Below are 21,795 nucleotides of genomic sequence, written 5' to 3'. Positions count from 1 at the left end.
GGCTCAGGTCGTCCCGCGGCGCGCGGCGCGACGCTCGATCTCGCGCGCGTAGAACTGCTCGCGGGCGATCTGCTCCACCTTGTCCATGTCGTGCAGGATCGCGCGGAGCTCATCGCGAAACGCGGTACGCCGCTCGACCAGATCGGCGGCGGGCTCCAGCAGATGCTGGTCGGCGACGACCTGGCGGGCCGTCGCGAACAGCAGCGCCGACACCGACTCGTTGCTGCGCACCCTGCTCTGCGCGACGTACTGGTTACCCAGTCCGAGTGCCTTTTTCGTCAGGTCTTTCTCGCCGATCTCGGCGGGTGCATCGCGCAGCACGTCGGCGACGATCTCGTAGGCCTCGAAGAACGGTCGCAGCATGGCGGCGGCCAACAGAGGTTGTTTGGTGCGCAGCAGCGCGTCGACCTGTTGCTCGCCCGCCGAGACCTGCTCTTCCCAACCGTCATGCCAGGACAACTCTTCGGCGACGTGCTCACGGAACGCCGCCGAGTCGGCGAAGTAGAAGTCGAACTTCAGCAGGTCGCGCAGCCGCATCACTTGCGACCAGAACGCTTCGAGCCGGTCGGATTCCGCGCGTCCGGCGTGCACGAGCGCCAGCTCGACGAGCGAGGTCTCCAGAAACGCGTCGATGAGCGTGTTGCGGTAGAACGCCGCTTCGTGTTCGTCCTCCGGCGCGATTCGCCAGACGGGCTCACGACCGCCTTCCACACACGTCACGGGATGCCGGTTGGACAGCGCGTCGAGCGCCGCCCGGACACCGTCCGCCGTGCGTAACCGCAACGCGCTGTTCGTCATCGGGGTCTGCTTGCGCTCGAGGTAGTCCAGCGACGGCTGCAGCGTGTGGTGAATCTGGTCGAGCGTCAGCGCCACTCCACGGGTGCTGAGCAACAGCGCCGAGACCAGGGCGGAGGCGTTCACCGGTGTGGCGCGCAGAATCCGCCACGACACCTCGAACGCCATCTTCTGCAGCGCAAGGCGTTTGGCATCGGCATCGGTGGTCATCGGACCGTGGGGCGCGCCGAGGTACTCGCGCATCGACACGGCCTCCGGGAAGCGGACGTAGATCTTGCCGTAGTTGCGCTCGCCCTGCGCCTTGATGAAGTTGTACATCCACGACAGGCTTTCGGGCGTCTTCTCACCGCCGCGGGCGTAGGCGGCGTATTCGGCTGTCTCGTGCAACTGGTCGAAGCTGATCGACACCGGCTGCAACAGGATGTCCTCGCTTCGACCGTCGAGGTAGGCGTCGGCCACGTAGGCGAGCAGTCCGAGTTTGGGCGGCAACATCTTTCCCGTTCGCGACCGGGTGCCCTCGATCGACCAGCTGAGGTTGAACCGCTTTTCCACGATGTAGCCGACGAACTGCCGCAGCACATACTTGTAGAGCGGATCGTCGAGCTTGCGGCGCAAAAAGATCACGCCGGAATGGCGCATCAGCGGCCCCATGAAGCCGAACGATAGGTTGATCCCCGCGAACGTGTGCACCGGCGGTAACCGGTTCTCCTGCATCGCAACCGGCACGATCACACCGTCGAGGTAGGACCGGTGCGAGAACAGCAGCACGGCCGGATGATTCTCCAGATTGCGGCGCATCACCTCGACTTCAGCGCGGTCGTAATCGATGTTCGGATCGAAGCCGCGGCTGAATATCGCGCGCCCGAGCGATGGGATCAGGTCGACCGAGAACCGGCTCCACCCGGTCGACAGCTCGTCGAGCATCTCCCCCGCGGCGTCCAGGTTCGCGCCCGGGATGCGCTCCAGGCCCTCCCGGAAGCGAGCTGACGCCAACAATTCCGGTTTGATGAGTCGCGGTGACTTGTACTCCGGGCCCAACAGCCGCAGTTCGACGCGTTCGATGGCAAGGATTGCCCGGCGGATCACGAAACGCGCGAACTCCCGGGGGTTTTCGGCGACGGTGGTGTCGGCCCATTGCTGACGCAGCTCGGAGACCTTCGCGGGTTCACCGGCGACGACACGGGCCCGCGACGGGTCGCGGCGCAGAATGCGGCGCTGCAGGATCTCCGGCGGACGGTAGGTGTCCCGGCCGGAGATCAACGCCACCACCTTGGAGCGGGTGGGCAATCCGCCCGGCACCCAGAACACGCGCACCGGTACGACGGAGCGGTCATCGCCGGCTTCGAGTTCACCCACGAGCTGGGCGAGCACGCCGGGCGGTGGATCGTCGTCGGGCAACAGCAGCACGTCGATCTTGGAGCCGGGGTTTTCGCGCCGCTCCCGATCGAGCCAGTCGTTGAGCAGATCCCGTTCGGCCGCAGAAGAAGCCGACGCCAGGACCAGCGCGTCACCGGTGGGCGTGAAGGGTGCGTACTGGTCGGCGGAGGGCTTCACGGACGGCCCTTCCCGGCGGTCTTCGTTGCCGACTTCTTGGCCGCCGTCTTCGTGGCCGCAGACTTGGCCGCCGTCTTCTTGGCAGCGGACTTGGCAGGCGTCTTCTTCGCGGCCTTCTTCGGCGCGGGCTTCTTGGCGGCCGCCTTCTTCGTCGCCGACGCCTTGCGGGTGTAGAGCTCCGGCGTGGGCAACTCGTCGTGCGGCCAGTCTCGCAGCGTGTCGAGGTAGAGCTGACGTACCTCTTCGATGCGTTCGGCAAGGTTGTCGTGCGTCCAGTCGTCGACAGGTATCGGCGGGTACACCACCACGTCTACCGTCCCGGGATTGAAGGTGCTCGAATCGCGGGCGGCGATCACCTCGGCGTTGCGAATCACTATGGGCACGATCGGAATTCCGGCCGACATCGCGATCCGGAAGGGACCCTTCTTGAACGGCCCGACCTCGGTGGTGTCCAGCCGGGTGCCTTCCGGGGCGATCAGGATGGACAGTCCCTTGCGGGCCAACTCCTCGACCTTCTTCAGCCCCTCGACCGCCTTCTGCGGATCCTCGCGGTCGATGAATGCGGCGTCCATGATCCTGCCGAGGGTGCCGACAATCGGATCCTTCTCCAGTTCCTTCTTTCCCACCGACGTGAAATTGGTATCCACCAAGTGGCCCGCGATCAACGGGTCGGCCTGGTTGCGGTGGTTGAACAGGAACACCGCCGGCCGCTGCTTGGTCAGGTTCTCCTTGCCGAGCACGTTGACGTTGATGCCGATCGTGCTCATCAGCGTCCGACCGAAGGCCGCGGTGAAGAAGTTGACGCCGGTGCGCTTGTTACGGGTCAGCAGACCCAGGCCGAGCGCGCCGGCCGCGATCGGACCCATCGCCGCGATTCCCGCAACCGTGCGCAGTTGCGAAATCGGGCTTGCGCCACTGCGACTGGTGAAGCGCAGCACCGGCCAGCCTCGTTTGGCCGCAACGGCGGCGAGCTTGCCCTCCGGGTTCGTCGGCCGGGGGTTTCCGACGAGGTACATCAGCGCGACGTCCTCGTCACCATCGGCGTAGAAGTAGCTCTTGGCCAGGTCGACGCCGTGCTCGGCGGCGAATTTCTGCACCGCCCTGGCCTTTCCCGGCCCCCAGATGATCGGTCGCTTCACCTCGCCGGTGAGCAACCCGTTCTCCTCGATCTCGAACTTGTTGCTCAGCACATTTTCGATGCCCAGAAACCGCGCGACGGGCTCGACCTGCACCGTCAGCGCCGATGAGCTGAGCACGACGGTGTGACCGCGAGACATGTGCGCGCGCACCAGCTCCCGCATCTCCGGATAGATGCGGCTGACGATCTTCTGAACGAACAGCCGCTCGGCGAGCTCGTCGACGTCGGCGAGCGAGTTGCCGCGCAGCATGCGCGCACCCTTGCCGATCAGATCCTCGAACTCCGAGCGACCCAGTCGATGATTGAGGCCCGCTTGCACCATGCCGATGAACTCGCCCATGGACATCTGACGGCGGCGGAATCGGTCCTGCGTCATCACGACACCGGTGAAGCCGGCGACCAGGGTGCCGTCGAGATCGAAGAACGCGCCCACCTCGGGTCCTTGCGGGCTGGCCTGGATCTCGGCGACCGAGCCCGGCAGTCGCATGGTGCGCCGCGAGGCCTGACCGTTTGGCGAAGTCATTGCGCTGCACTCCCATTGGGTGACGAGGAAATGGCGGACGTCGCTTCGACACTGAACGAGGCGGGTTCGGCTCGACCGTCGCCACCGAGGGCGAGGACCTCATCGAATCCCGCCAGCAGGCAGCGCGCCCACAACTCTTGGTCGGTGACCGCAGCGCGGTCGTAGCGGCTGGTGATCGTGCAGTAGCCGGAGCGCGACACCAGCACCACCATCATCGCCACCCCCGGCAGCGGGCCGAGCCCGTACTGCCGCAGGACTTTCGCGCCGGCGATGAACGTGTCGCCCGCATACACCGGGACATTGCTGGCCTGGACATCGGAATTGACGAACGACCCGGCCATCGACTCGAGCACCGAATCGGGCAGCAGGCCCACCAACGGGGCAATGGCGCCGACCATGTCGATGGCCCGTTCCTCGCGCTTGGTGGTCATCTGCGAGCGGATGTGCCGGATGCGCACCTCGGGATCACTGAGACCGATCGGCGCAGCGAGATTGATGCCCGCGAACCGGTTTCCGCCGGCCGGGTCGGCGTCGGACCGAAGGTTGACAGGCACCGCCATCGGCAGCGTGTCGATCGGCACGCCCTTGGCTTCGTGGTACAGCCGAAGGGCGCCGCACACGCCGGCCAGGTACGCGTCGTTGATCGAGCCACCCGCCGCCTTGGCGGCTCGATGCAGGATGCCGAACTCGATGTCGATCGCCTCGCTGCGCGACGACAGGCTGCGGCGCCGCAGCACCGGAGACGGATCCGCGACGGGCCCGACCACTCGCGCGCCCGACATCGCGTACTCGACGACGCTGCCCAACCGCGAGATCGGATCGCGGATCACCTCGCCCGCGACGTGCGCGGCGCCGAACAGCGCTCCGCGCATCCGACCTGCGATGGTGCCGGGCAGCCGGTTGATCCCTTGGCGCATCAGGTCGTTGGGCGACAGGTCCTGCGGAATGGGAAGCGGCGGGACCGGCTGTGGCGGCGGGTCACGCTCGAGGTCGTAGAGATTGGCGAACATCTCGACACCGCCGACACCGTCGGTGACCGCATGGCTGAGGTGAACGACGAGCGCGGCGCGGTCGCCGGAGAGCCCCTCGACGAGCGTGGCCGTCCACAGCGGCCGGGAGATGTCGAGCGGCGACTGAGCAGCGACCTCGGCGATGTCGAGCACCTGGCGGAAGGTGCCCGGTGCCGGGGCGCGCACGCGCCGCAGGTGGAAGTCGAGGTTGAAGTCGGGGTCGACGACCCACCTCGGCGCCACGGTCGGCAGCGTCGGCATCACGACCTTCTGCCGCAGTCGCAGGACTTTGCGGGAGGCGGTGTCGAACTTGGCGCGGAACGTATCCCAGTCCGGAGCGCAGTCGAGAATCTCGACGGTCATGATCCCTGAGCGGGTGCGCGGGTTGGCCTCACCACGGTGCAGGATCTGGTCCAGCGGGCTGAGTTCCTCGGGCAGTCCCGCCGCATCGAGTTCCGGCACGTCGCTCATGGGCCGTCGCAACCTCCTCACCGTGACTGCTGTGGCCACCACGCTAGTCGGCCGTCGGTCCACGCGAGAGCCCTTTACTAGCTGTCTTGCCAGCAGGTAGGCGGGTTGAGGTCATCCATCGGTTTGCGGCATTTCCGTTAGGGTGAGTGCGCTGCCCCCGTAGCTCAGCGGATAGAGCAACCGCCTTCTAAGCGGTCGGCCGCAGGTTCGAGTCCTGCCGGGGGCGCTCGATGAGTATCCGGCCTGCTACACATGACCCGATGCCAACCAACGACGTCGAGCGTCGGCTGAGTCCGCTACCGCAGACCGGTTACGTCTACCGCACTGCGTGGCCGGTCGCGACCGGCGACATCGACGGCAACCTGCATCTGCGTCTGGACGGCGTGGCGCGCTACATCCAGGAGGTCGGCGCGCAGAACCTCGTCGATGCCGGCGAGGCCGACGACCACCCGCACTGGCTTGTCCAGCGCACCGTCATCGACGTCATCGAGCCGATCGAGTTTCCCAATGAGGTCTCGTTCAGTCGGTGGTGCTCGGCGCTGTCGACCCGATGGTGCACGATGCGCGTCGACCTGGTCGGCAGCGATGGCGGCCGGATCGAGACCGAGGGCTTCTGGATTGCCATCAACAGCAAGACGCTGACGCCGCAGCGCGCCTCCGACAGCCTGATCGCGCGGTTCGCGACCACCACCGACGAGCTGCGCCTCAAGTGGCGGCCCTGGCTGACGAACCTCGACGGCGTCACCGAGGTGACACCTTTTCCGTTGCGGCGCACCGACATCGACATCTTCGAGCACGTCACCAACACCGCCTACTGGCACGCCGTCCACGAAGTGATGCCGTTGGCCCCCGAGGTGTGCCGCGCCCCGTATCGCGCGGTCGTCGAGTACCGCAGGCCGATCCGCTACGGCGAGGATGTCAGCCTCCGGTGGGCGCAGCGCGACGATGCGGTGCACATCGCGTTGACCGTCGGCGATGACGTCCGCGCAGCAGCGCTGATCGCCAAACTGTAGCCGCCGGCCTCGCGTACCATTTCCGGCATCGGCGCACGTTTGCTGCGTGGGGGTGGGAAGGACGACGAGATGGCCGGATCCGGGGGCAAGCGAGCGACGAGGTTCGCGATGACCGTCGCCGCAGCCGGCGTAGCGACGAGTGTCGTCGGCCTGGCCGTAACCCATCCGGCCTCCATCTCGGCAACGCTCGTGGACCTGTCTGCCCTGATCGTCGTCGGCAGTTCGACCAACCCGACCGGCGAGGGCGTCGCCGACTTCTTCGGCGGGAAGTTCAACGATCCCATCTACACGAACTACGACGGCGGCAACGACATCGTCTACGTCGACTTTCGCACCGGGCCCGCCGGCATCCAGCAGGCGCTCGATGACAACATCGGCGAGCGCAACGCGGTGCTGGCCTCCGGCTGGGGCGCGGCCAATGCCAGTTTGCTGCTGCTGCGGGACCGACCCGACCTAGATCAAACCGTGTTCATCCTCGACAACGACGTCGCGCGGCCCGACGGCGGTTTCGGCACCAGATACCCGTGGTTCGCGCTGATCGGGGTCAACCCGATCCCGACTCCGAGTGACGTGCCCGCCCTGCGCGCCGTCAACATCGGCTACGAGTACGACTACAACTCCAACGCCCCGGCGGACGTCCTCAACCCGGTGGCCGCGCTCAACTCGTTGGTGGGCTACCTCTACACGCGCCTGAACCAGTCCGAGCGCGACCTTCCGGTCGACGCCGAGGGGAAGCCGACCGTCTCGTGCAATGCGAACACCTGCGCAATCCTGGCCAGCGGCGGCGCGGCTCGAGACTGCCCCGACGCGCGGTGCAGCTTCCCCGGGGAAAGGATCACGGCGTACGTCACCACCAGAGACAACACGACTTACGTGACGTACACCGCCGAAGAGCTGCCGCTGACCCGGCTGATCCGCGACGTCTTCGGTGACCAGATCGCCGATCTGACCGGACCGCTGCTGAAGGTCGTCGTCGACTCGGCGTACTACGGCGGCAACCCGATACCGAGCGACCCCAGCGCCTACCGCCCGGCCCGGCTCTTCCCCTCGCCCGCCGAGCTGTTGGCCACCGCGGCGAAGGTGCCGACCGCGATCCAGCAGGGCCTTACGTCGGTTTCTCCGCCCGTTCAGTCGCAGGAGCCGGCCACCAAGATCAACAACGACGGCACCCAGGACACCGAGGACACCGAGCAACGATCCATGACGGCGACGTCGGAAGGGTCCGAGCGGGCCACCACCCCGTCAGCGGTCAAGCGCAAGCCGCAGATCAACGTCGTGCGGGACAGCCTGAAGGCCGAGCCCGGGGCCCTCGGTGTGGACGACACCAAAGACGATCCGGAAGACGTTGCAGCCGAAGAAGAGTCGATCACCACAGCTCCGTCGGAGCAGGTCGACACCGAGCCGATCGATTCAGACCCGATCGGCAGCGACACCGATACCGACACCCAGGACGACACCAAGGACTCGGCTGCCGGAAACGCCGACGCCGCCGCGTAACGCGCACGCGCTCGATACACTCGTCGACGTGAACACCGGGCGCGGCCTTGCGGCCCTGGCAGCCAGTGCAGTGCTGACGGGCGCGCTCGCGGCACCCGCGCACGCCGGCCCGCCGAGCTATGGCAGCAACGGCGTCTTCAACGTCATCACCAATCCCCGGCCGGGGTGGGCGACGGCAACGATCGAACCGGGCCGCTACCGGGTCGACCAGGCACCGAGCATGGCGCCGTACCAGAGCGCACAGGGCTTCTGGTACCGATGCCACAACTTCCCGTGCAGCCCCAGCTATCCCGCGAATGTGATCGCCTCGGCGCCGGCCGACCGTAACGCCCCGACCTTCGTCGACATCCTGCCCACCGACGTCGCCGTGGCACTGCACAACGTCACGCTCACGGTCGCCAACTGAAGGCGGTCCGGCATCGGTCATTAGGCTGAGCGGGTGTCTGATCCGGTACTGGTCCACATCGAGGACCGCATCGCCGTCCTGACCGTCAACGACCCGGAACGCCGCAACGCCGTCACGTTCGAGATATCCGCTGCGCTGCGCGAAGCGGTCGATGCCGCCGAGGCCGACCCCGATGTGCATGCGCTGATCGTCACCGGCGCGGGCAAGGCGTTCTGCGCGGGCGCGGATCTGAGCGCGCTGGGCAAGGCCACCGAGGACGGCTTGCGCAAGATCTACGACGGCTTCCTGGCGGTCGCCCACTGCACGCTTCCGACGATCGCGGCGGTCAACGGGGCAGCCGTCGGGGCGGGACTGAACCTGGCGCTGGCCGCCGACGTGCGCATCGCGGGGCCGGCGGCACTGTTCGACCCACGCTTCCAGAAGCTGGGCATCCACCCGGGCGGTGGCGCGACCTGGATGCTGCAGCGCGCCGTGGGGCCGCAGGTGGCGCGCGCCTCGCTGCTGTTCGGCATGCGCTTCGACGCGGAATCGGCCGTGCGGCACGGGTTGGCGCTTGCGGTCGCCGACGATCCGGTGGCCGCCGCCCGCGAGTTGGCCGCAGGCCCGGCCGGCGCACCGCGCGAGGTGGTGCTGTCGACCAAGGCGTCGATGCGGGCGACGGCCAACCCCGGCGCCGTGGACACCGACCAGCACGGCGTCGCGGTCGGCATCGAGTTGGGCCCGCAGGCCGCCTCGATCCAGTCGCCGGAGTTTCAGCAGCGCCTCGCCGCCGCCCGGCGCAGATAGCTAGAGATCGAGCAGCGCCGTGTCCGGTGCTTCGATCAGGTCGCGCAGTTCTCCCAGGAAGGCTGCCACCTGCGCACCGTCGGCAATGCGATGGTCGAAGGCGCAGGTCAGGTTCATCGTGGGCCTCGCGACGACTGCACCGTCGACGACGACCGCGCGCGGCTTGACCGAGCCGACACCGAGGATGGCGGCCTCGGGGTAGTTGATCACGGGCACGCCCTCATCCAGTCCGAGCGCCCCGAAGTTCGACACGGTGAACGTCGAGCCCTGCAGTTCCGTCGGCTTGACGGTGCCGGCCCGGGCCTCCCGGATCAGCCGGGCAACCGTCGTCGCCAGTTCCCGAGTCGTCTTGAGATGCGCATCGTTGACCACCGGCACCAACAGGCCGCGCGGCGTCGCGACCCCGAAGCCGAGATGCACGGCCGAATGCAGATGGATCTGCGCGCCGTCGGTGGTGTCGACCCAGGTGGCGTTCAGGTTCGGGTGATGTCGCAGCGCGATCGTCAACAGCCGCAGCGTCAGCACGAACGGCGTGACCGGCGCGTCCTCCTCGGCTCGGTCGCCCAGCCGGTCGCGCAGCCGGAGCAGGTTCGTGCCGTCGACCTGGACAGAGCCGTGGGCGTCCGGAATCTCCCTGCGTGACAATGTCATTCGGTGCGCCATCTCGGCCTGTACACCGCGTACCGCCACCATGTCCGGGCTCGGCGCGGATCGGCCCGCGGCTGCGAGCACATCCTCGCGGGTGATGACACCGTCGGGACCGGAACCGGTCAGCGCGCCCAGGTCCACGTTGAGCTCGGCCGCCAGCTTCCGGACCGGCGGTTTGGCGCGACCGCGGTGTGGCGACGGCGCGCTCGACCGCCTGCTGTTGTCCATGGCGTCATCGGCGCCGTACCCGACGAGTACGGGTTTGCGCTTCTCGGCGGGCGGCTCGGCGTCGGTCGCGATGCGCACCAGCGTGGCGCCGACGGGCAACGTGTCGCCCTCGCGCCCGCCGAGTTCGACGACGCGGCCCGCGTAGGGACTCGGGATCTCGACTTCGGCCTTGTTGGTCTCGACGGTGCACAGCGTCTGGTTCAACTCGACGTCGTCGCCGACCGAGACGCTCCACGCGGTGATCGTCGCGTCTTCGAGTCCCTCGCCGAGATCGGGAACCCGGAAATCCATCACGCTCACGGCTGCTCCAACGTTCGTTCGATGCAGTCGAGCAGCCGGTCCACCCCGGGCAGCCACAATTTCTCCAGCCGGGCAGGCGGATACGGCGTGTCGAACCCGGTCGCCCGCAACACCGGCGCCTCCAAGTCGTAGAAGAGTTCCTCCTGGATTCGGGCGGCCAGTTCGGCGCCGAAGCCCAAGGTGCGCGGCCCTTCGTGCATCACCACGACCCGGCCGGTGCGTCGCACCGATTCGACGACCGCGTCGAAGTCCAACGGGTTCAACGTGCGCAGGTCGAGCACCTCGATACTCCAATCATGATGCTCGGCAGCGATTTCCGCTGCGCTCAGCGCGGTGGCGACCAGCGGACCGTATGTCACCACGGTGACGTCCGCGCCGGCACGCCGGATCGCCGCCCGACCGAGCGGAAGACCCGGCGTCGTGGTGTCGACCGGTTCACGCGTCCAGTACCGGCGCTTGGGCTCGAGGTAGATGACGGGGTCGCGGCTGGTGATCGACTGGCGCAGCAGCCAATACGCATCCGACGGCGTCGACGGCACCGCCACCTTCAACCCGGCGGTGTGCAGCCAATAGGTTTCGGTGGACTCGGAATGATGTTCGACGGCACCGATTCCGCCGAAGGATGGGATGCGGATGGTCACCGGCATGTCGAGGTCGCCGCGGGTGCGCATCCGGTACTTGGCCAGATGACTGACGATCTGATCGAACGCCGGGGCAGCGAACCCGTCGAACTGGATCTCCGGGACGGGCACGAGTCCGCGGATGGCCATTCCGACTGCGATGCCGACGATCGCCGACTCGGCCAGCGGGGTGTCGAAACAGCGCTGCTCGCCGAAGGTTTCGGCCAGGCCCTCGGTGACCCGGAACACGCCGCCGAGGGTGGCGACGTCTTCGCCGAACACGAGCACCCGATCGTCGGAGGCCATCGCGTCGTGCAGGGCGCGGTTGATGGCCTGCGCCATCGTCAGCGTCGGCAGAACAGAGTCCGCCGGCATCGGAGTCAGCAGCGGTCCCCGCGGCTCCGGTGCATCGTCGCCGTGCATCGGGGGCCGTTCGATGATCTGGGTCATGTCACGCCTCCTTCGCCAGTTCGGCCGTCAGTTGTTCGCGTTGGGCCGCCAGGTCGGGCGTGATGTCGTGATAGACGGTGTCGAAAATCTCGGAGACGTCGAAGTCCTCGGCCCCGACGAGCGCATCGCGCAATTCGGCACGCAGCCGTTTCGATCTGGCCCGTACCCGTTCCTCGAGCCGGTCGGTCCAGACGTCAATCGACTTCAGATACGTGCGGTAGCGGCTGATCGGATCGCGGGCCGCCCATGCGTCGACCTCCTCCTGCGAGCGGTAGCGGGTCGGGTCGTCGGAGGTGGTGTGCGGTCCCATGCGATAGGTGATGGCCTCGATCAGCGTGGGGCCACAACCGTCGCGTGCACGAGCTGCCGCCTCCGCCACCACCTGATAGCAGGCCAGCACGTCGTTGCCGTCGACGCGGACGCCGGGTATGCCGTAGCCGAGGGCACGATGCGCGATCGACGGCGCGGCCAGTTGCTTGCTGACGGGCACCGAGATGGCCCACTGGTTGTTCTGCACGAAGAACACGCACGGCGCCCGGTACACCGCGGCGAAGTTGAAGGCCTCGTGGACGTCGCCCTCGCTGGTGGCGCCGTCGCCGAGGAACGCCACCGTCACCGAATCCTCGCCGAGGCGTTGCGCGGCCATCGCGGCACCGACCGCGTGCAGTCCGTGCGTGCCGATCGGGATCGCGATCGGGGCGACGCATTTCTCGGTGAACCCGAGCCCGCCGTGCCACTTGCCGCGCCACACGGCGCCCATCTGGGCGGGAGTGATCCCGCGCAGCAGGAACGTGCCGATCTCCCGGTACTGCGGGAACAGCCAATCGGTCTTGCGTAGGCAGGCCGCGGCGCCGATCTGCGCGGCCTCCTGCCCGCGGCACGACGCGAACAGCGCCAACTCGCCTTGTCGCTGCAGGTTGACGAACTCGGTGTCGATTTCGCGCGTGACGACCATCGACTCATAAAGCCACGACAACGTCTCGGGTGGGAGGTCTCGGCGGTATCGAGAGGCGGCGCTCGAGGTGGTCGGCGTCCCGTCCGGGGCGACCAGTTGAACCGGCTGCAACTCGACATCCAGGGATGCCTGAACAGACCCTGCCATACCGCCTCCTAGGGTCACTGAACGGCGGATCGCGCCGTCAGGCGACTGAGGTGCTCAGCACGGAGACGTTCAGAGCAGGCCCCCGGTGTGGGGGTGTCGGCTAGTCGCCGGGGTGTGGCGCTAACGCGACGATGCGCTCTGCCCGCCGCAGTACTGGGGCATCCACCATTATGCCTTCGAATTGGAAGACACCCCTGGCATCGCGGGCGGCAGCCAGCACGTGTCGCGCCCATTCGACCTGCTCAGCCGACGGAGCATAGCCCTCCCGAATGACCGCGACCTGCGACGGATGGATCGCGACCTTCACGTCGAAACCGACGGCCACCGCGTCGTCGACCTCCGCGCGAAGACCGGCGAGGTTCTTGATGTCGAGGAACACCGAGTCCAGCGCCAGCCGCCCGTACGCCTTGGCCGCCAGCAGCGTCTGCGACCGCACGTGCCTGGCGACCTCGCGGTAGCTGCCGTCGGGATAGCGGTTGGCCGTGCCGCCGGTGACCGCGAACAGGTCCTCGGCGCCCCACATCAACGCGACCGCGTTGTCCATTCGCGCCAGATCGGTCACCGCCAGCGCACCAAGCGGCGTCTCGATCAGCACCACGACGTCCAGCGGCGCCAGGTCGCGCACCTGTTGCGGGTCCTCGGTCTTGGCGAGCATGACCGTCGTGTAGGAGGTTTTCGACAGCGCCTCGAGGTCCAGTTGGTGATCGGCGGTGGCGCTCGGATTGACCCGCACCACCGTGCGGGCCGGGTCCAGCGAACTATCGACGAGGGCGGCGCGGGCGGCTTCGCGGTCCTTGCCCGCGACCCCGTCCTCGAGGTCGAGGATCACGACATCGGCGGCAGCGGCGGCCTTTTCGAATCGTTCGGGGCGGTCGGCCGGGCAGAACAGCCATGCGACGCCCGGCTTGTCGAGCGCCATCAGCTCTGCTCCGCCGGCTTCATGCGCACCATCGTCTTGCGCGACGCCGTCGCAACGATGTCACCGTGCTGGTTGCGGCCGGTGTGCGCGAATGTCACGATGCCCTCACCCGGCCGGCTCTTCGACTCCCGCTTCTCGAGCACCTCGGACTCCGCGTACAGCGTGTCGCCGTGGAAGAGCGGCTTCGGGAACGCGATCTCGCCGAACCCGAGATTGCCGACGATGGTCCCCTGCGTCAGCTGCGCCACCGACAGCCCGACCAGCGTGGACAGCGTGAACATCGAGTTGACCAGCCGCTGGTTGAACGGCGGCAACGCATCTGAGAACGCGGCGTCCAGATGCAGCGCCTGGGTGTTCATCGTCAACGTCGTGAACAGGACGTTGTCCGCCTCGGTGATGGTGCGCCCCGGCCGGTGCTGGTACAGCACACCGGTCTCGAACTCCTCGTACCACAAACCACGCTGGATCACGACCTTCCTCGAAGCGTCTTGTCCGCTCACAGACCCAGCTCCCGCCCGATCAGCATCAGCTGCACTTCGGTTGTGCCCTCACCGATTTCAAGGATCTTGCTGTCGCGGTAGTGCCGCGCGACGGAATACTCGTTCATGAAGCCGTAGCCCCCGAAGATCTGCGTTGCATCGCGGGCGTTGTCCATCGCGGCCTCACTGGCAACCATCTTGGCGATCGAAGCCGCCTTCTTGAACGGCTTTCCGGCCAGCATCAGCGCGGCGGCGTCGTAGTAGGCCGTGCGAGCGATATGCGCCCGGGCCTCCATCCGCGCGATCTTGAATGCGATCGCCTGGTAGGTGCCGATCGCGGCGCCGAACGCCTCGCGTTCCCTGGCGTAGCGGACGCATTCGTCGACGCAACCCTGCGCGGATCCGACCGACAGCGCGGCGATCGCGATGCGGCCTTCGTCGAGGATGCGCAGAAAGTTTGCGTAGCCCCGGCCGCGTTCGCCGAGCAGGTTCTCCTCGGGCACCCGCACATCGTCGAAACTCAACGGGTGGGTGTCCGACGCGTTCCAGCCCACCTTGTTGTATGCCGGTTCGGCGGTGAAGCCCGGCGTCGGAACGGGCACCAGGATCGCCGAGATCTCTTTCTTGCCACCGCTTTCGCCGGTGACGGCCGTAACCGTGACGAGCTTGGTGATGTCGGTGCCCGAGTTCGTGATGAACTGCTTGGACCCGTTGATCACCCAGTGCCCGTCGTCGAGCCTGGCCGTCGTCTTCGTGGCGCCTGCGTCGCTACCGCCGCCGGCTTCGGTGAGCCCGAACGCACCGAGCGCCTTGCCGCTTGCCAGCAGCGGCAGCCACTGCTGCTTCTGTTCCTCGGTCCCTAACCGGTACACCGGCATCGCGCCCAGTGACACACCAGCCTCGAGCGTGATCGCGACGCTTTGGTCGACCTTGCCGAGTTCCTCCAGCGCGAGGCACAACGCGAAGTAGTCGCCGCCCATGCCGCCGTACTCTTCGGGGAATGGCAGGCCGAACAGGCCCATGTCGGCCATCCCCGCGACGACCTCGTACGGGAACGAGTGTTCTTCGTCGTGTTTGGCCGCGACGGGCGCCACGACGCTCTGGGCGAAGTCGCGGACCGTCTTGGCCAGTTGTTCGTAGTGGTCCGGCAGCATGCCGGTGGCCAGAAATTCAGTCATAGCTCTTCCTTCTCCGCTGTGGTGGTCTCCGCGGCGACTCGTGCCAGCGGCTGGCCCACCTTCACCTGATCGCCCTCGGCGACAAGGAGTTCCACCACGCCGTCGACCGGAGAGGCCAAAGCGTGTTCCATCTTCATCGCCTCGACGGTCACCACGACGGCGCCTGCCGCGACTCGTTCCCCGTCGGTGACTCCGACGGCGACAACAGATCCGGGCATCGGGCTGGTCAGCTCGGCGTCGCCGCTGTGCGCGTCTTCGGGGCGCACCGGGGCTTCGCGGACTTCCTCGACCGCGACGGTGCGACCGGCACCGGCCAGCCAGATCCCTGGGTCCTCGGCTGCGACGACGTAGTCGGTGCGCACGCCGTCGAACGTGATTGCCAACCGGTCAGCGTCGAGAGAGGCTGAGAGGGAACGTGGTTGGCCGTCCTCGATCACCACACTGGCCGCCGTCGGCGTGCCGCTCAGGTGGACGTGGTCGGTGCGCTCCCCCGATCGCAACCGGTACGTGGTCGGCGCGTGCCGGCCCATTCGCCAGCCCGACGGGACGGCCCACAGGTCACCGACCGGTTGCGGCCACGCCCGCAGCCACTTGTACGCCGCGGCCGCGACGAGGTCGGCATCCTCGGCGATCGCCGAGCGGAAGTCCGGGCTTCGGCGGTCGAGCAAACCGGTGTCGAGCCGCCCGGCCACGACGCCGGGATCGGCGAGCAGGAAACGCAGGAACTCGATGTTCGTGGTGACACCGAGGACCGCGGTCTGCGCCAGCGCCCGGTCCAAAGCCCGTAGGGCACCGGCTCGGTCGTCGGCGTGCGCGACGACCTTCGACAGCATCGGGTCGTAGTCACTGCCGATCACAGAACCCCGGGTCAGGCCGGAGTCCACCCGGACGCCGGGCCCCTGCGGTTCGGCCAGGTCGAGCACCCGGCCACCGGTCGGCAGGAAGCCGCGCCCCGGGTCCTCGGCGTAGACACGAGCCTCGATCGCGTGCCCGGACATGCTGATGTCGGCTTGCGCGATCGACAGTTTCTCCCCCGCCGCGATGCGCACCTGCTGCTCGACGAGGTCGATGCCGGTGACCATTTCGGTGACCGGGTGCTCGACCTGCAGGCGCGTGTTCATCTCCATGAAGAAGAACTCGTCGGGCCGATCGGCGGACACGATGAACTCGACGGTGCCCGCACCGGTGTAGTCGACGCTGCGCGCGGTGTCGCACGCGGCCGCGCCGATCCGCGCCCGCGTCGCCTCGTCCAGCAGCGGGGACGGCGCCTCCTCGACGACCTTCTGGTGGCGCCGCTGCAGGCTGCATTCGCGTTCGCCGAGATGCACCACGGCGCCGTAGCCATCGGCGAGCACCTGCACTTCGATATGGCGCGGGTTCAACACGAACCGTTCGAGGAACAGCGTGTCGTCGCCGAACGCGGCGGCGGCCTCGCGACGCGCCGAGATAAGGGCGGCCGGCAACTCAGCGGGTTCGTGCACGACACGCATACCCTTGCCCCCGCCGCCCGCCGACGGCTTTACCAGGACCGGGAAGCCGACCTCTGCGGCGCCCGCGACGAGATCGTCGTCGGTCAGGCCCGGCCGGGACACGCCGGGCACCACGGGCACCCCGAAGGCGGATACCGCGGCCTTCGCCGCGATCTTGTCCCCCATCGTCTGGATCGCACCGACCGGTGGGCCGATGAACACGATCCCGGCGGACTGCAGCGCAGCGGCGAATTGCGCGTTCTCCGAGAGGAATCCGTAGCCGGGGTGCACAGCCTGCGCGCCGGTCCGTCGGGCTGCCGTGATCACCGCGTCGATGTCGAGGTAGCTCTCCCGTGCGGCCGCCGGCCCGATGCGGACCGCGACGTCGGCCTCGGCGACATGGCGAGCACCGGCATCGGCATCGCTGAACACCGCGACCGAGCGGATACCCATCGCCCGCAGCGTGCGGATGACCCGCACGGCTATCTCGCCGCGGTTGGCCACCAGAACAGTGTCGAAGTTCATGTCTTCACTCACATCCGGAACACGCCGTAGGAAACCGACTCGAGCGGGGACTGCCCGACCACCGAGAGCGCCAGTCCCAGTACGGTTCTGGTGTCGGCCGGATCGATCACCCCGTCGTCCCACAACCGTGCAGTCGAGTAGTACGGGTTGCCCTGGTGTTCGTACTGTGCGCGGATGGGCGCCTTGAAGGTCTCCTCCTCCTCGGCCGTCATCTCGCCGCGAACGGTCGCCAGCACCGCCGCGGCCTGCTCACCGCCCATCACGGAAATCCTTGCGTTGGGCCACATCCACAGGAAGCGCGGGGAATACGCGCGTCCGCACATCGAGTAGTTGCCCGCTCCGTACGAGCCGCCGATCACCACCGTGAGTTTGGGGACCCGCGCGCACGCCACAGCGGTGACCATTTTCGCGCCATGCTTGGCGATACCGCCCGCCTCGTAGTCACGGCCGACCATGAAGCCGGAGATGTTCTGCAGGAAGACCAGCGGCGTGTTCCGCTTGTCGCACAGCTCGATGAAATGCGCGCCCTTGAGCGCTGATTCGCTGAACAGCACGCCGTTGTTGGCGATGATGCCGACCGGATGGCCGTGGATGCGGGCGAAGCCGGTGACCAGTGTGCTGCCGTATTCGGCCTTGAATTCGGCGAACTCGCCGCCGTCGACGATGCGGGTGACGACCTCGTGTACGTCGTAGGGAACTCGCGAGTCGACCGGCACCACATCGTAGAGCTCACTCTGGTCGGCCACCGGTTCCTCGACCGGCCAGACGTCCCATGGCAGCGGTTCGCGGGGCCCGAGCGTCGCGACGATGCGCCGCACGATACGCAGCGCGTCGCGGTCGTCATGGGCCAAATGGTCTGTCACACCGGAAGTTTTGGAGTGCAGATCGCCGCCGCCGAGGTCTTCGGCCGTGACGACCTCACCCGTCGCGGCCTTCACCAGCGGTGGTCCGCCCAGGAAGATGGTGCCCTGATCGCGCACGATCACGGCCTCGTCGCTCATCGCGGGCACGTACGCGCCGCCCGCAGTGCACGACCCCAGTACTGCCGCGATCTGCGGGATGCCCTCGGCCGACAGATTGGCCTGGTTGTAGAAGATCCGACCGAAATGGTCCCGATCCGGGAACACCTCGTCCTGCCGGGGCAGGAAGGCGCCGCCCGAGTCGACGAGGTAGATGCACGGCAACCGGTTCTGTCCGGCGACTTCCTGGGCGCGCAGATGTTTCTTGACCGTGATCGGGTAGTACGTGCCGCCCTTGACCGTCGCGTCGTTGGCGACGATCACGCACTCCCGGCCCGAGACCCGGCCGATGCCGGTGATGATGCCCGCGCCCGGACACTCGTCGTCGTACATGCCGTCGGCGGCGAGCGGGGTGAGTTCGAGGAACGGGCTGCCGGGATCGAGCAGGCCGTCCACCCGGTCTCGGGGCAGCAGCTTTCCGCGGCTGACGTGGCGCTCGCGGGCGCGCTCGGAACCGCCGAGCGCCGCAGCGGCGAGTTTCGAACGCAGTTCGTCGACCAACGCGAGGTGCTCCTCGCGGTGTGAAGCCCGCGGTGTCATCGATGAACCCGTTCCGGTTGAGTTAATAATGATTAACTCGTGGTATGTTAGTCACGATTAACCGGAATGTCTACCAGCTGGCGGGAGGCGCGTTGTCCCCTTCTCCGGCTCCTCAGCTGCCTACCACGAGCCGCAGCAAGGCGAAATCGGACCGTCGGTCGCAGTTGATCGCCGCGGCCGAAAGACTGGTCGCCGAACGGGGATATCTGGCGGTGCGGCTGGAAGACATCGGCGCCGCGGCGGGGGTCAGCGGACCGGCGATCTACCGGCACTTCCCCAACAAGGAGGCGTTGCTGGTCGAGTTGCTGGTCGGGATCAGCACCCGGCTGCTGGCCGGGGCGCAGGAGGTCGTCGCGGCCGCCGAGGATCCGGCCTCGGCACTGGACGGCCTGATCGACTTCCATCTGGAGTTCGCGTTCGGCGAGCCCGACCTCATCCGAATCCAGGACCGCGATCTCGGCAACCTGCCCGCCTCCGCCAAGCGCCAGGTGCGCAAGGCGCAGCGGCAGTACGTCGAGATCTGGGTGGACGTGCTCAGGCAGGCGAACGATTCACTGGTCGAGTCCGACGCCCGGCTGATGGCGCACGCGACATTCGGGTTGTTGAACTCGACGCCGCACGTCCTGAAGCCCGGTACGACCAAAACGGCCGAGGCCAACCCGCGAGCCGTCTTGAAGGCGATGACGGTCGCAGCGCTGACCTCGGCCGGTCGGAGCGGCTAAGCGCTAGTACCAGACTTTTCGCCCGCCGACCGGACGTCCGACGGACCCGAGGATCCAGAAGACCGCACCGATGACGAGCAGTACCACACCGATATAGGTCAGGATCGAGATCCCGAACACCAGACCGAGGATGAGCAGAATTGCTCCGAGAACAATCATCGTGACTCCATTCCTTTTGAGTTGTTCACTGCCAGTTGGTCACTGGCTTGGTTCAGGCAGGTTGCAATTCGTGACCTTCGGGTTGACGCCCGCGTAGTTCAACGGCCCGACGACCACCGTGAGGGCGATGCTGCCCGCTGTCGCACAATTGGTTTCGCTATTGCTGAAGTAATCCCGCTGATACGCGGCAACCACACCGATCAGCAACCAGATGAGAACTACAACGCCGAGAATTCCGCCACCTCGCATGCTGCGCCTCCTTCAACAGCGCCGGTCGGCGCGTGCGCAGCGTGTTTACCCCGCAGATAATTTCGGTAAACCTGGCTACGGCCACAATCGCGTTACAAGCTGCGGTGAGCGCTGAATGACGCAATCAGCCACTCGCGCATGGCTTTGACCAGCACCGCGCGGTTCTCGCGCTTGTCGATCTCGTGGCCGTCGTCGTCGAACATCAACAGTTCGGCCTTTCGGTTAAGCGCTTGCAGCGCTTCGAACATTTGCTGGGATTCGGTGGGCGGGACGTTGGTGTCGTTGGCGCCGTGCACCAGCAGCAGCGGCGCCGTCAACGCCTCGGCGCGCTGCAGCGGGGACAGCTGCTCGAGCAGCTCGCGGTCACTGATGGGGTGGCCGTACTTCGGGTATGCGGCGGCGGCGATCCACGGTTCGGTGGTGCGGTACCAGGTGTTCAGATCGCTCATGCCGCAGATGCTGATTCCGGCGGCGAACCGGTCCGGATGAAAGGTGAGCGCCGCCTGGGTCAGGTAGCCGCCGTAGGACCATCCGCAACATGCGATGCGGTCAGCGGGCGCGACGTCGTGCTCGACGAGGTACGCGACCGCATCGGCGACGTCGTCGATCGCGGCGAACCGTCGCTCCCGGTCATCGGCGTGCATGAACGACCGGCCGAACCCCCCCGAGCCCCGCACGTTCGGCAGGAACACACTGATGCCCTCCTCGAGCAGCGCGGGGAAGAACTCGTTGTAGCCGGGCCTGCCCTGCCCCTCGGGCCCGCCGTGCAGGAACAGCATCGCGCCGATCGTCGGAATGCCTTCGGGCGGGCGGAACAGCCAGCCGGTGAACCGCAGGCCGTCGCGCGCCGTCACGGTCTCCAGGGTCGGGTCGGCGCTGACCGGTCCGGAGCTGGGTTCGCGGTCGACGATCTCCCACACCCCCGTGCGGGGATCGACCAGTTCGACGGTCGGCGGAGTCGAGGGGCCCTCGACCGTCACCGCCAGCATCGACCCGCCCGCGCTGATGCTCAACTGGGTGGCCACCATTCCGGGCAGCGGGATCGGCTCGTGCAGGGTGTTGTCGCCGAGCTCGAGGATCTGTAACTCGCTGGCCCCGTGGATGTTCCACAACATCGCCACGGTGGACAAATCATCGCTGACGGTGAACTCGTCGAGCTCGAAATCCGGGCGCTCGGCGAGGACCTGGTAGGCCACGCCGTCGGCCGTGGTGGTGACCTCCAGTAAACGCGCGTACTCCGCCCCGTTCTCGCTGCGGATCAGTGCCCGCACAAAGCCTTCGGCGCTGTTGTCGTAGGTTTTGGCCGGGTAGTAGAGCTGGGTGGTCTCACCTTCCAGTCCGGCGCGTAGCCGGCGGGGGTGATGGTCGTCAAGGATGATGCCGGTATCGGAGGTGGAGCCCGGATCGTATGGCAGCAACGCGGTTTCGGTTCGTCCGCGTAGCATGATCAGGTCTCGGTAGCCGCGTGGACCGACCCGCACCAGCGCGGCGCCGGCCCACGAATCGACCAGTCGACCGCCCGAGCGGCGGTCCAGCACGACGGTGTCGCCGGTCGCGGGATCGATCAGACAGGAGCTGCCGACACCGTCCTCGCCGGTCAGGATTGCGGCGACCTGCGTACCGTCCCAGCTGATCAGCTCGGCGGCCCCTTCCAGCATGTCCGACGGCCAGGTGTCGATACGACGGGCGTCGCGGTCGTCCGGATCCGTTGTGACAACCCAAATCTGGGTGCGGGTACCGCCGTCGGGCGCCACCTCGCAGGCGAGCCAGTGGCCGTCGGCGGAGTGCAACACCCGGGTGACGGCACCCTCGACGGGCAGCTCGACGTCGCGTGACGAACTCGCGCGCCAGCCGCTCAGGAACCGCTGCACCGCGCGGGGGAAGCCGCCGTCGTCGACCAGGTGTGCGAACGCGGTCGCGTCGGGCGACATCGACGCGCCGTAGACCCGGCGAACCTGTTCTCCCACCGGACCAATTCTGCATACCCAGGCAAGC

19 protein-coding genes and 1 tRNA gene are annotated in these 21,795 nt (G+C 67.3%); 6 read left to right on the top strand and 14 right to left on the bottom strand.

Features of this window, described 5'->3' with window-relative positions; all coding sequences use genetic code 11:
- Positions 1-3: 3 nt before the first annotated feature.
- The 3 genes from AU188_RS10605 to AU188_RS10595 are packed head-to-tail and all read right to left on the bottom strand — an operon-like array spanning position 4 to position 5,491.
- Positions 4-2,349, bottom strand: a complete 2,346-nt coding sequence (locus AU188_RS10605) for a glycerol-3-phosphate 1-O-acyltransferase (RefSeq protein ID WP_059163659.1) — start codon at positions 2,347-2,349, stop codon at positions 4-6.
- Positions 2,346-4,010 carry an HAD-IB family hydrolase/lysophospholipid acyltransferase family protein gene (locus AU188_RS10600; RefSeq protein ID WP_059163658.1) on the bottom strand — a complete coding sequence of 555 codons (1,665 nt, stop codon included), beginning with the start codon at positions 4,008-4,010 and terminating at the stop codon, positions 2,346-2,348. Before AU188_RS10600 ends, AU188_RS10605 begins: the two co-directional genes overlap by 4 nt.
- Positions 4,007-5,491: a wax ester/triacylglycerol synthase family O-acyltransferase gene (locus tag AU188_RS10595; protein WP_059163657.1), complete on the bottom strand. Its 1,485-nt coding sequence runs from the start codon at positions 5,489-5,491 to the stop codon at positions 4,007-4,009. The genes AU188_RS10600 and AU188_RS10595 overlap by 4 nt, the downstream gene beginning before the upstream one ends.
- A gap of 153 nt (positions 5,492-5,644) precedes the next feature.
- On the opposite strand from AU188_RS10595, the gene AU188_RS10590 reads away from it, so the two are divergent.
- The 5 genes from AU188_RS10590 to AU188_RS10570 all read left to right on the top strand — a co-directional run bounded on the left by AU188_RS10590 (position 5,645) and on the right by AU188_RS10570 (position 9,193).
- Positions 5,645-5,717 (top strand) — tRNA-Arg (locus tag AU188_RS10590).
- Between the two features lie 34 nt (positions 5,718-5,751).
- The gene (locus tag AU188_RS10585; RefSeq protein WP_059163656.1) at positions 5,752-6,504 is read left to right on the top strand and encodes an acyl-[acyl-carrier-protein] thioesterase; all 753 of its coding nucleotides are present in this window, start codon (positions 5,752-5,754) and stop codon (positions 6,502-6,504) included.
- 69 nt (positions 6,505-6,573) lie between these two features.
- Positions 6,574-8,001 carry a PE-PPE domain-containing protein gene (locus AU188_RS10580; protein WP_059163655.1) on the top strand — a complete coding sequence of 476 codons (1,428 nt, stop codon included), beginning with the start codon at positions 6,574-6,576 and terminating at the stop codon, positions 7,999-8,001.
- A 28-nt stretch (positions 8,002-8,029) separates the two neighbouring features.
- Complete coding sequence (locus AU188_RS10575) at positions 8,030-8,407, top strand: hypothetical protein (RefSeq protein WP_059163654.1); 378 nt, start codon at positions 8,030-8,032, stop codon at positions 8,405-8,407.
- A 33-nt stretch (positions 8,408-8,440) separates the two neighbouring features.
- The gene (locus AU188_RS10570) at positions 8,441-9,193 is read left to right on the top strand and encodes an enoyl-CoA hydratase (RefSeq protein WP_059163653.1); all 753 of its coding nucleotides are present in this window, start codon (positions 8,441-8,443) and stop codon (positions 9,191-9,193) included.
- Here AU188_RS10570 and AU188_RS10565 read toward each other — a convergent pair whose 3' ends face one another.
- The 8 genes from AU188_RS10565 to AU188_RS10530 all read right to left on the bottom strand — a co-directional run bounded on the left by AU188_RS10565 (position 9,194) and on the right by AU188_RS10530 (position 18,670).
- Positions 9,194-10,360: a dihydrolipoamide acetyltransferase family protein gene (locus tag AU188_RS10565; RefSeq protein WP_502687605.1), complete on the bottom strand. Its 1,167-nt coding sequence runs from the start codon at positions 10,358-10,360 to the stop codon at positions 9,194-9,196.
- Positions 10,361-10,365: 5 nt separating this feature from the next.
- On the bottom strand, positions 10,366-11,364 hold the full coding sequence (locus AU188_RS10560) for an alpha-ketoacid dehydrogenase subunit beta (protein ID WP_286137405.1): 999 nt from the start codon (positions 11,362-11,364) through the stop codon (positions 10,366-10,368).
- Positions 11,365-11,440: 76 nt separating this feature from the next.
- Entirely contained in the window at positions 11,441-12,541 is a 1,101-nt protein-coding gene (pdhA, locus tag AU188_RS10555; RefSeq protein WP_059163650.1) for a pyruvate dehydrogenase (acetyl-transferring) E1 component subunit alpha, read from the bottom strand.
- A 100-nt stretch (positions 12,542-12,641) separates the two neighbouring features.
- Complete coding sequence (locus tag AU188_RS10550; protein ID WP_059163649.1) at positions 12,642-13,460, bottom strand: HpcH/HpaI aldolase/citrate lyase family protein; 819 nt, start codon at positions 13,458-13,460, stop codon at positions 12,642-12,644.
- Positions 13,460-13,960 (bottom strand): MaoC family dehydratase, encoded by a 501-nt coding sequence (locus AU188_RS10545; protein ID WP_059163648.1) that lies wholly within the window; start codon positions 13,958-13,960, stop codon positions 13,460-13,462. The genes AU188_RS10550 and AU188_RS10545 overlap by 1 nt, the downstream gene beginning before the upstream one ends.
- A complete protein-coding gene (locus tag AU188_RS10540) occupies positions 13,957-15,117 on the bottom strand; it encodes an acyl-CoA dehydrogenase family protein (RefSeq protein WP_059163647.1) in 1,161 nt (386 codons plus the stop codon). Before AU188_RS10540 ends, AU188_RS10545 begins: the two co-directional genes overlap by 4 nt.
- Positions 15,114-17,111: an acetyl-CoA carboxylase biotin carboxylase subunit gene (locus AU188_RS10535; RefSeq protein ID WP_059163646.1), complete on the bottom strand. Its 1,998-nt coding sequence runs from the start codon at positions 17,109-17,111 to the stop codon at positions 15,114-15,116. The genes AU188_RS10540 and AU188_RS10535 overlap by 4 nt, the downstream gene beginning before the upstream one ends.
- An 8-nt stretch (positions 17,112-17,119) precedes the next feature.
- Positions 17,120-18,670: a carboxyl transferase domain-containing protein gene (locus AU188_RS10530; RefSeq protein WP_059163645.1), complete on the bottom strand. Its 1,551-nt coding sequence runs from the start codon at positions 18,668-18,670 to the stop codon at positions 17,120-17,122.
- Positions 18,671-18,714: 44 nt separating this feature from the next.
- On the opposite strand from AU188_RS10530, the gene AU188_RS10525 reads away from it, so the two are divergent.
- Positions 18,715-19,392, top strand: a complete 678-nt coding sequence (locus AU188_RS10525; RefSeq protein WP_082686575.1) for an SACE_7040 family transcriptional regulator — start codon at positions 18,715-18,717, stop codon at positions 19,390-19,392.
- 3 nt (positions 19,393-19,395) lie between these two features.
- Here AU188_RS10525 and AU188_RS25505 read toward each other — a convergent pair whose 3' ends face one another.
- From AU188_RS25505 to AU188_RS10515, 3 genes are all read right to left on the bottom strand, one after another.
- Positions 19,396-19,551: a hypothetical protein gene (locus tag AU188_RS25505; RefSeq protein WP_165606493.1), complete on the bottom strand. Its 156-nt coding sequence runs from the start codon at positions 19,549-19,551 to the stop codon at positions 19,396-19,398.
- A gap of 39 nt (positions 19,552-19,590) precedes the next feature.
- On the bottom strand, positions 19,591-19,800 hold the full coding sequence (locus AU188_RS10520; RefSeq protein WP_059101890.1) for a hypothetical protein: 210 nt from the start codon (positions 19,798-19,800) through the stop codon (positions 19,591-19,593).
- A 92-nt stretch (positions 19,801-19,892) separates the two neighbouring features.
- The gene (locus AU188_RS10515) at positions 19,893-21,731 is read right to left on the bottom strand and encodes an alpha/beta hydrolase family protein (RefSeq protein ID WP_059163835.1); all 1,839 of its coding nucleotides are present in this window, start codon (positions 21,729-21,731) and stop codon (positions 19,893-19,895) included.
- Positions 21,732-21,795: the final 64 nt, after the last annotated feature.

The organism is Mycobacterium sp. IS-3022 (genome assembly GCF_001500065.1).
In the GTDB taxonomy this organism is placed as follows: Bacteria; Actinomycetota; Actinomycetes; order Mycobacteriales; family Mycobacteriaceae; genus Mycobacterium.
Note: the sequence above shows the minus strand (reverse complement) of the source record. Positions and strands in the feature narration are given on the sequence as shown.

What these genes read in the sequence shown, in the direction of transcription:
- AU188_RS25505 (WP_165606493.1), bottom strand. Translation starts at nt 19,551, where the DNA reads ATGATTGTTCTCGGAGCAATTCTGCTCATCCTCGGTCTGGTGTTCGGG.
- AU188_RS10585 (WP_059163656.1), top strand. Translation starts at nt 5,752, where the DNA reads ATGCCAACCAACGACGTCGAGCGTCGGCTGAGTCCGCTACCGCAGACC.
- AU188_RS10525 (WP_082686575.1), top strand. Translation starts at nt 18,715, where the DNA reads ATGTTAGTCACGATTAACCGGAATGTCTACCAGCTGGCGGGAGGCGCG.
- AU188_RS10580 (WP_059163655.1), top strand. Translation starts at nt 6,574, where the DNA reads ATGGCCGGATCCGGGGGCAAGCGAGCGACGAGGTTCGCGATGACCGTC.
- AU188_RS10560 (WP_286137405.1), bottom strand. Translation starts at nt 11,364, where the DNA reads ATGCCGGCGGACTCTGTTCTGCCGACGCTGACGATGGCGCAGGCCATC.
- pdhA (WP_059163650.1), bottom strand. Translation starts at nt 12,541, where the DNA reads ATGGCAGGGTCTGTTCAGGCATCCCTGGATGTCGAGTTGCAGCCGGTT.
- AU188_RS10600 (WP_059163658.1), bottom strand. Translation starts at nt 4,010, where the DNA reads ATGACTTCGCCAAACGGTCAGGCCTCGCGGCGCACCATGCGACTGCCG.
- AU188_RS10530 (WP_059163645.1), bottom strand. Translation starts at nt 18,670, where the DNA reads ATGACACCGCGGGCTTCACACCGCGAGGAGCACCTCGCGTTGGTCGAC.
- AU188_RS10535 (WP_059163646.1), bottom strand. Translation starts at nt 17,111, where the DNA reads ATGAACTTCGACACTGTTCTGGTGGCCAACCGCGGCGAGATAGCCGTG.
- AU188_RS10550 (WP_059163649.1), bottom strand. Translation starts at nt 13,460, where the DNA reads ATGGCGCTCGACAAGCCGGGCGTCGCATGGCTGTTCTGCCCGGCCGAC.
- AU188_RS10540 (WP_059163647.1), bottom strand. Translation starts at nt 15,117, where the DNA reads ATGACTGAATTTCTGGCCACCGGCATGCTGCCGGACCACTACGAACAA.
- AU188_RS10520 (WP_059101890.1), bottom strand. Translation starts at nt 19,800, where the DNA reads ATGCGAGGTGGCGGAATTCTCGGCGTTGTAGTTCTCATCTGGTTGCTG.
- AU188_RS10565 (WP_502687605.1), bottom strand. Translation starts at nt 10,360, where the DNA reads ATGGATTTCCGGGTTCCCGATCTCGGCGAGGGACTCGAAGACGCGACG.
- AU188_RS10595 (WP_059163657.1), bottom strand. Translation starts at nt 5,491, where the DNA reads ATGAGCGACGTGCCGGAACTCGATGCGGCGGGACTGCCCGAGGAACTC.
- AU188_RS10515 (WP_059163835.1), bottom strand. Translation starts at nt 21,731, where the DNA reads ATGTCGCCCGACGCGACCGCGTTCGCACACCTGGTCGACGACGGCGGC.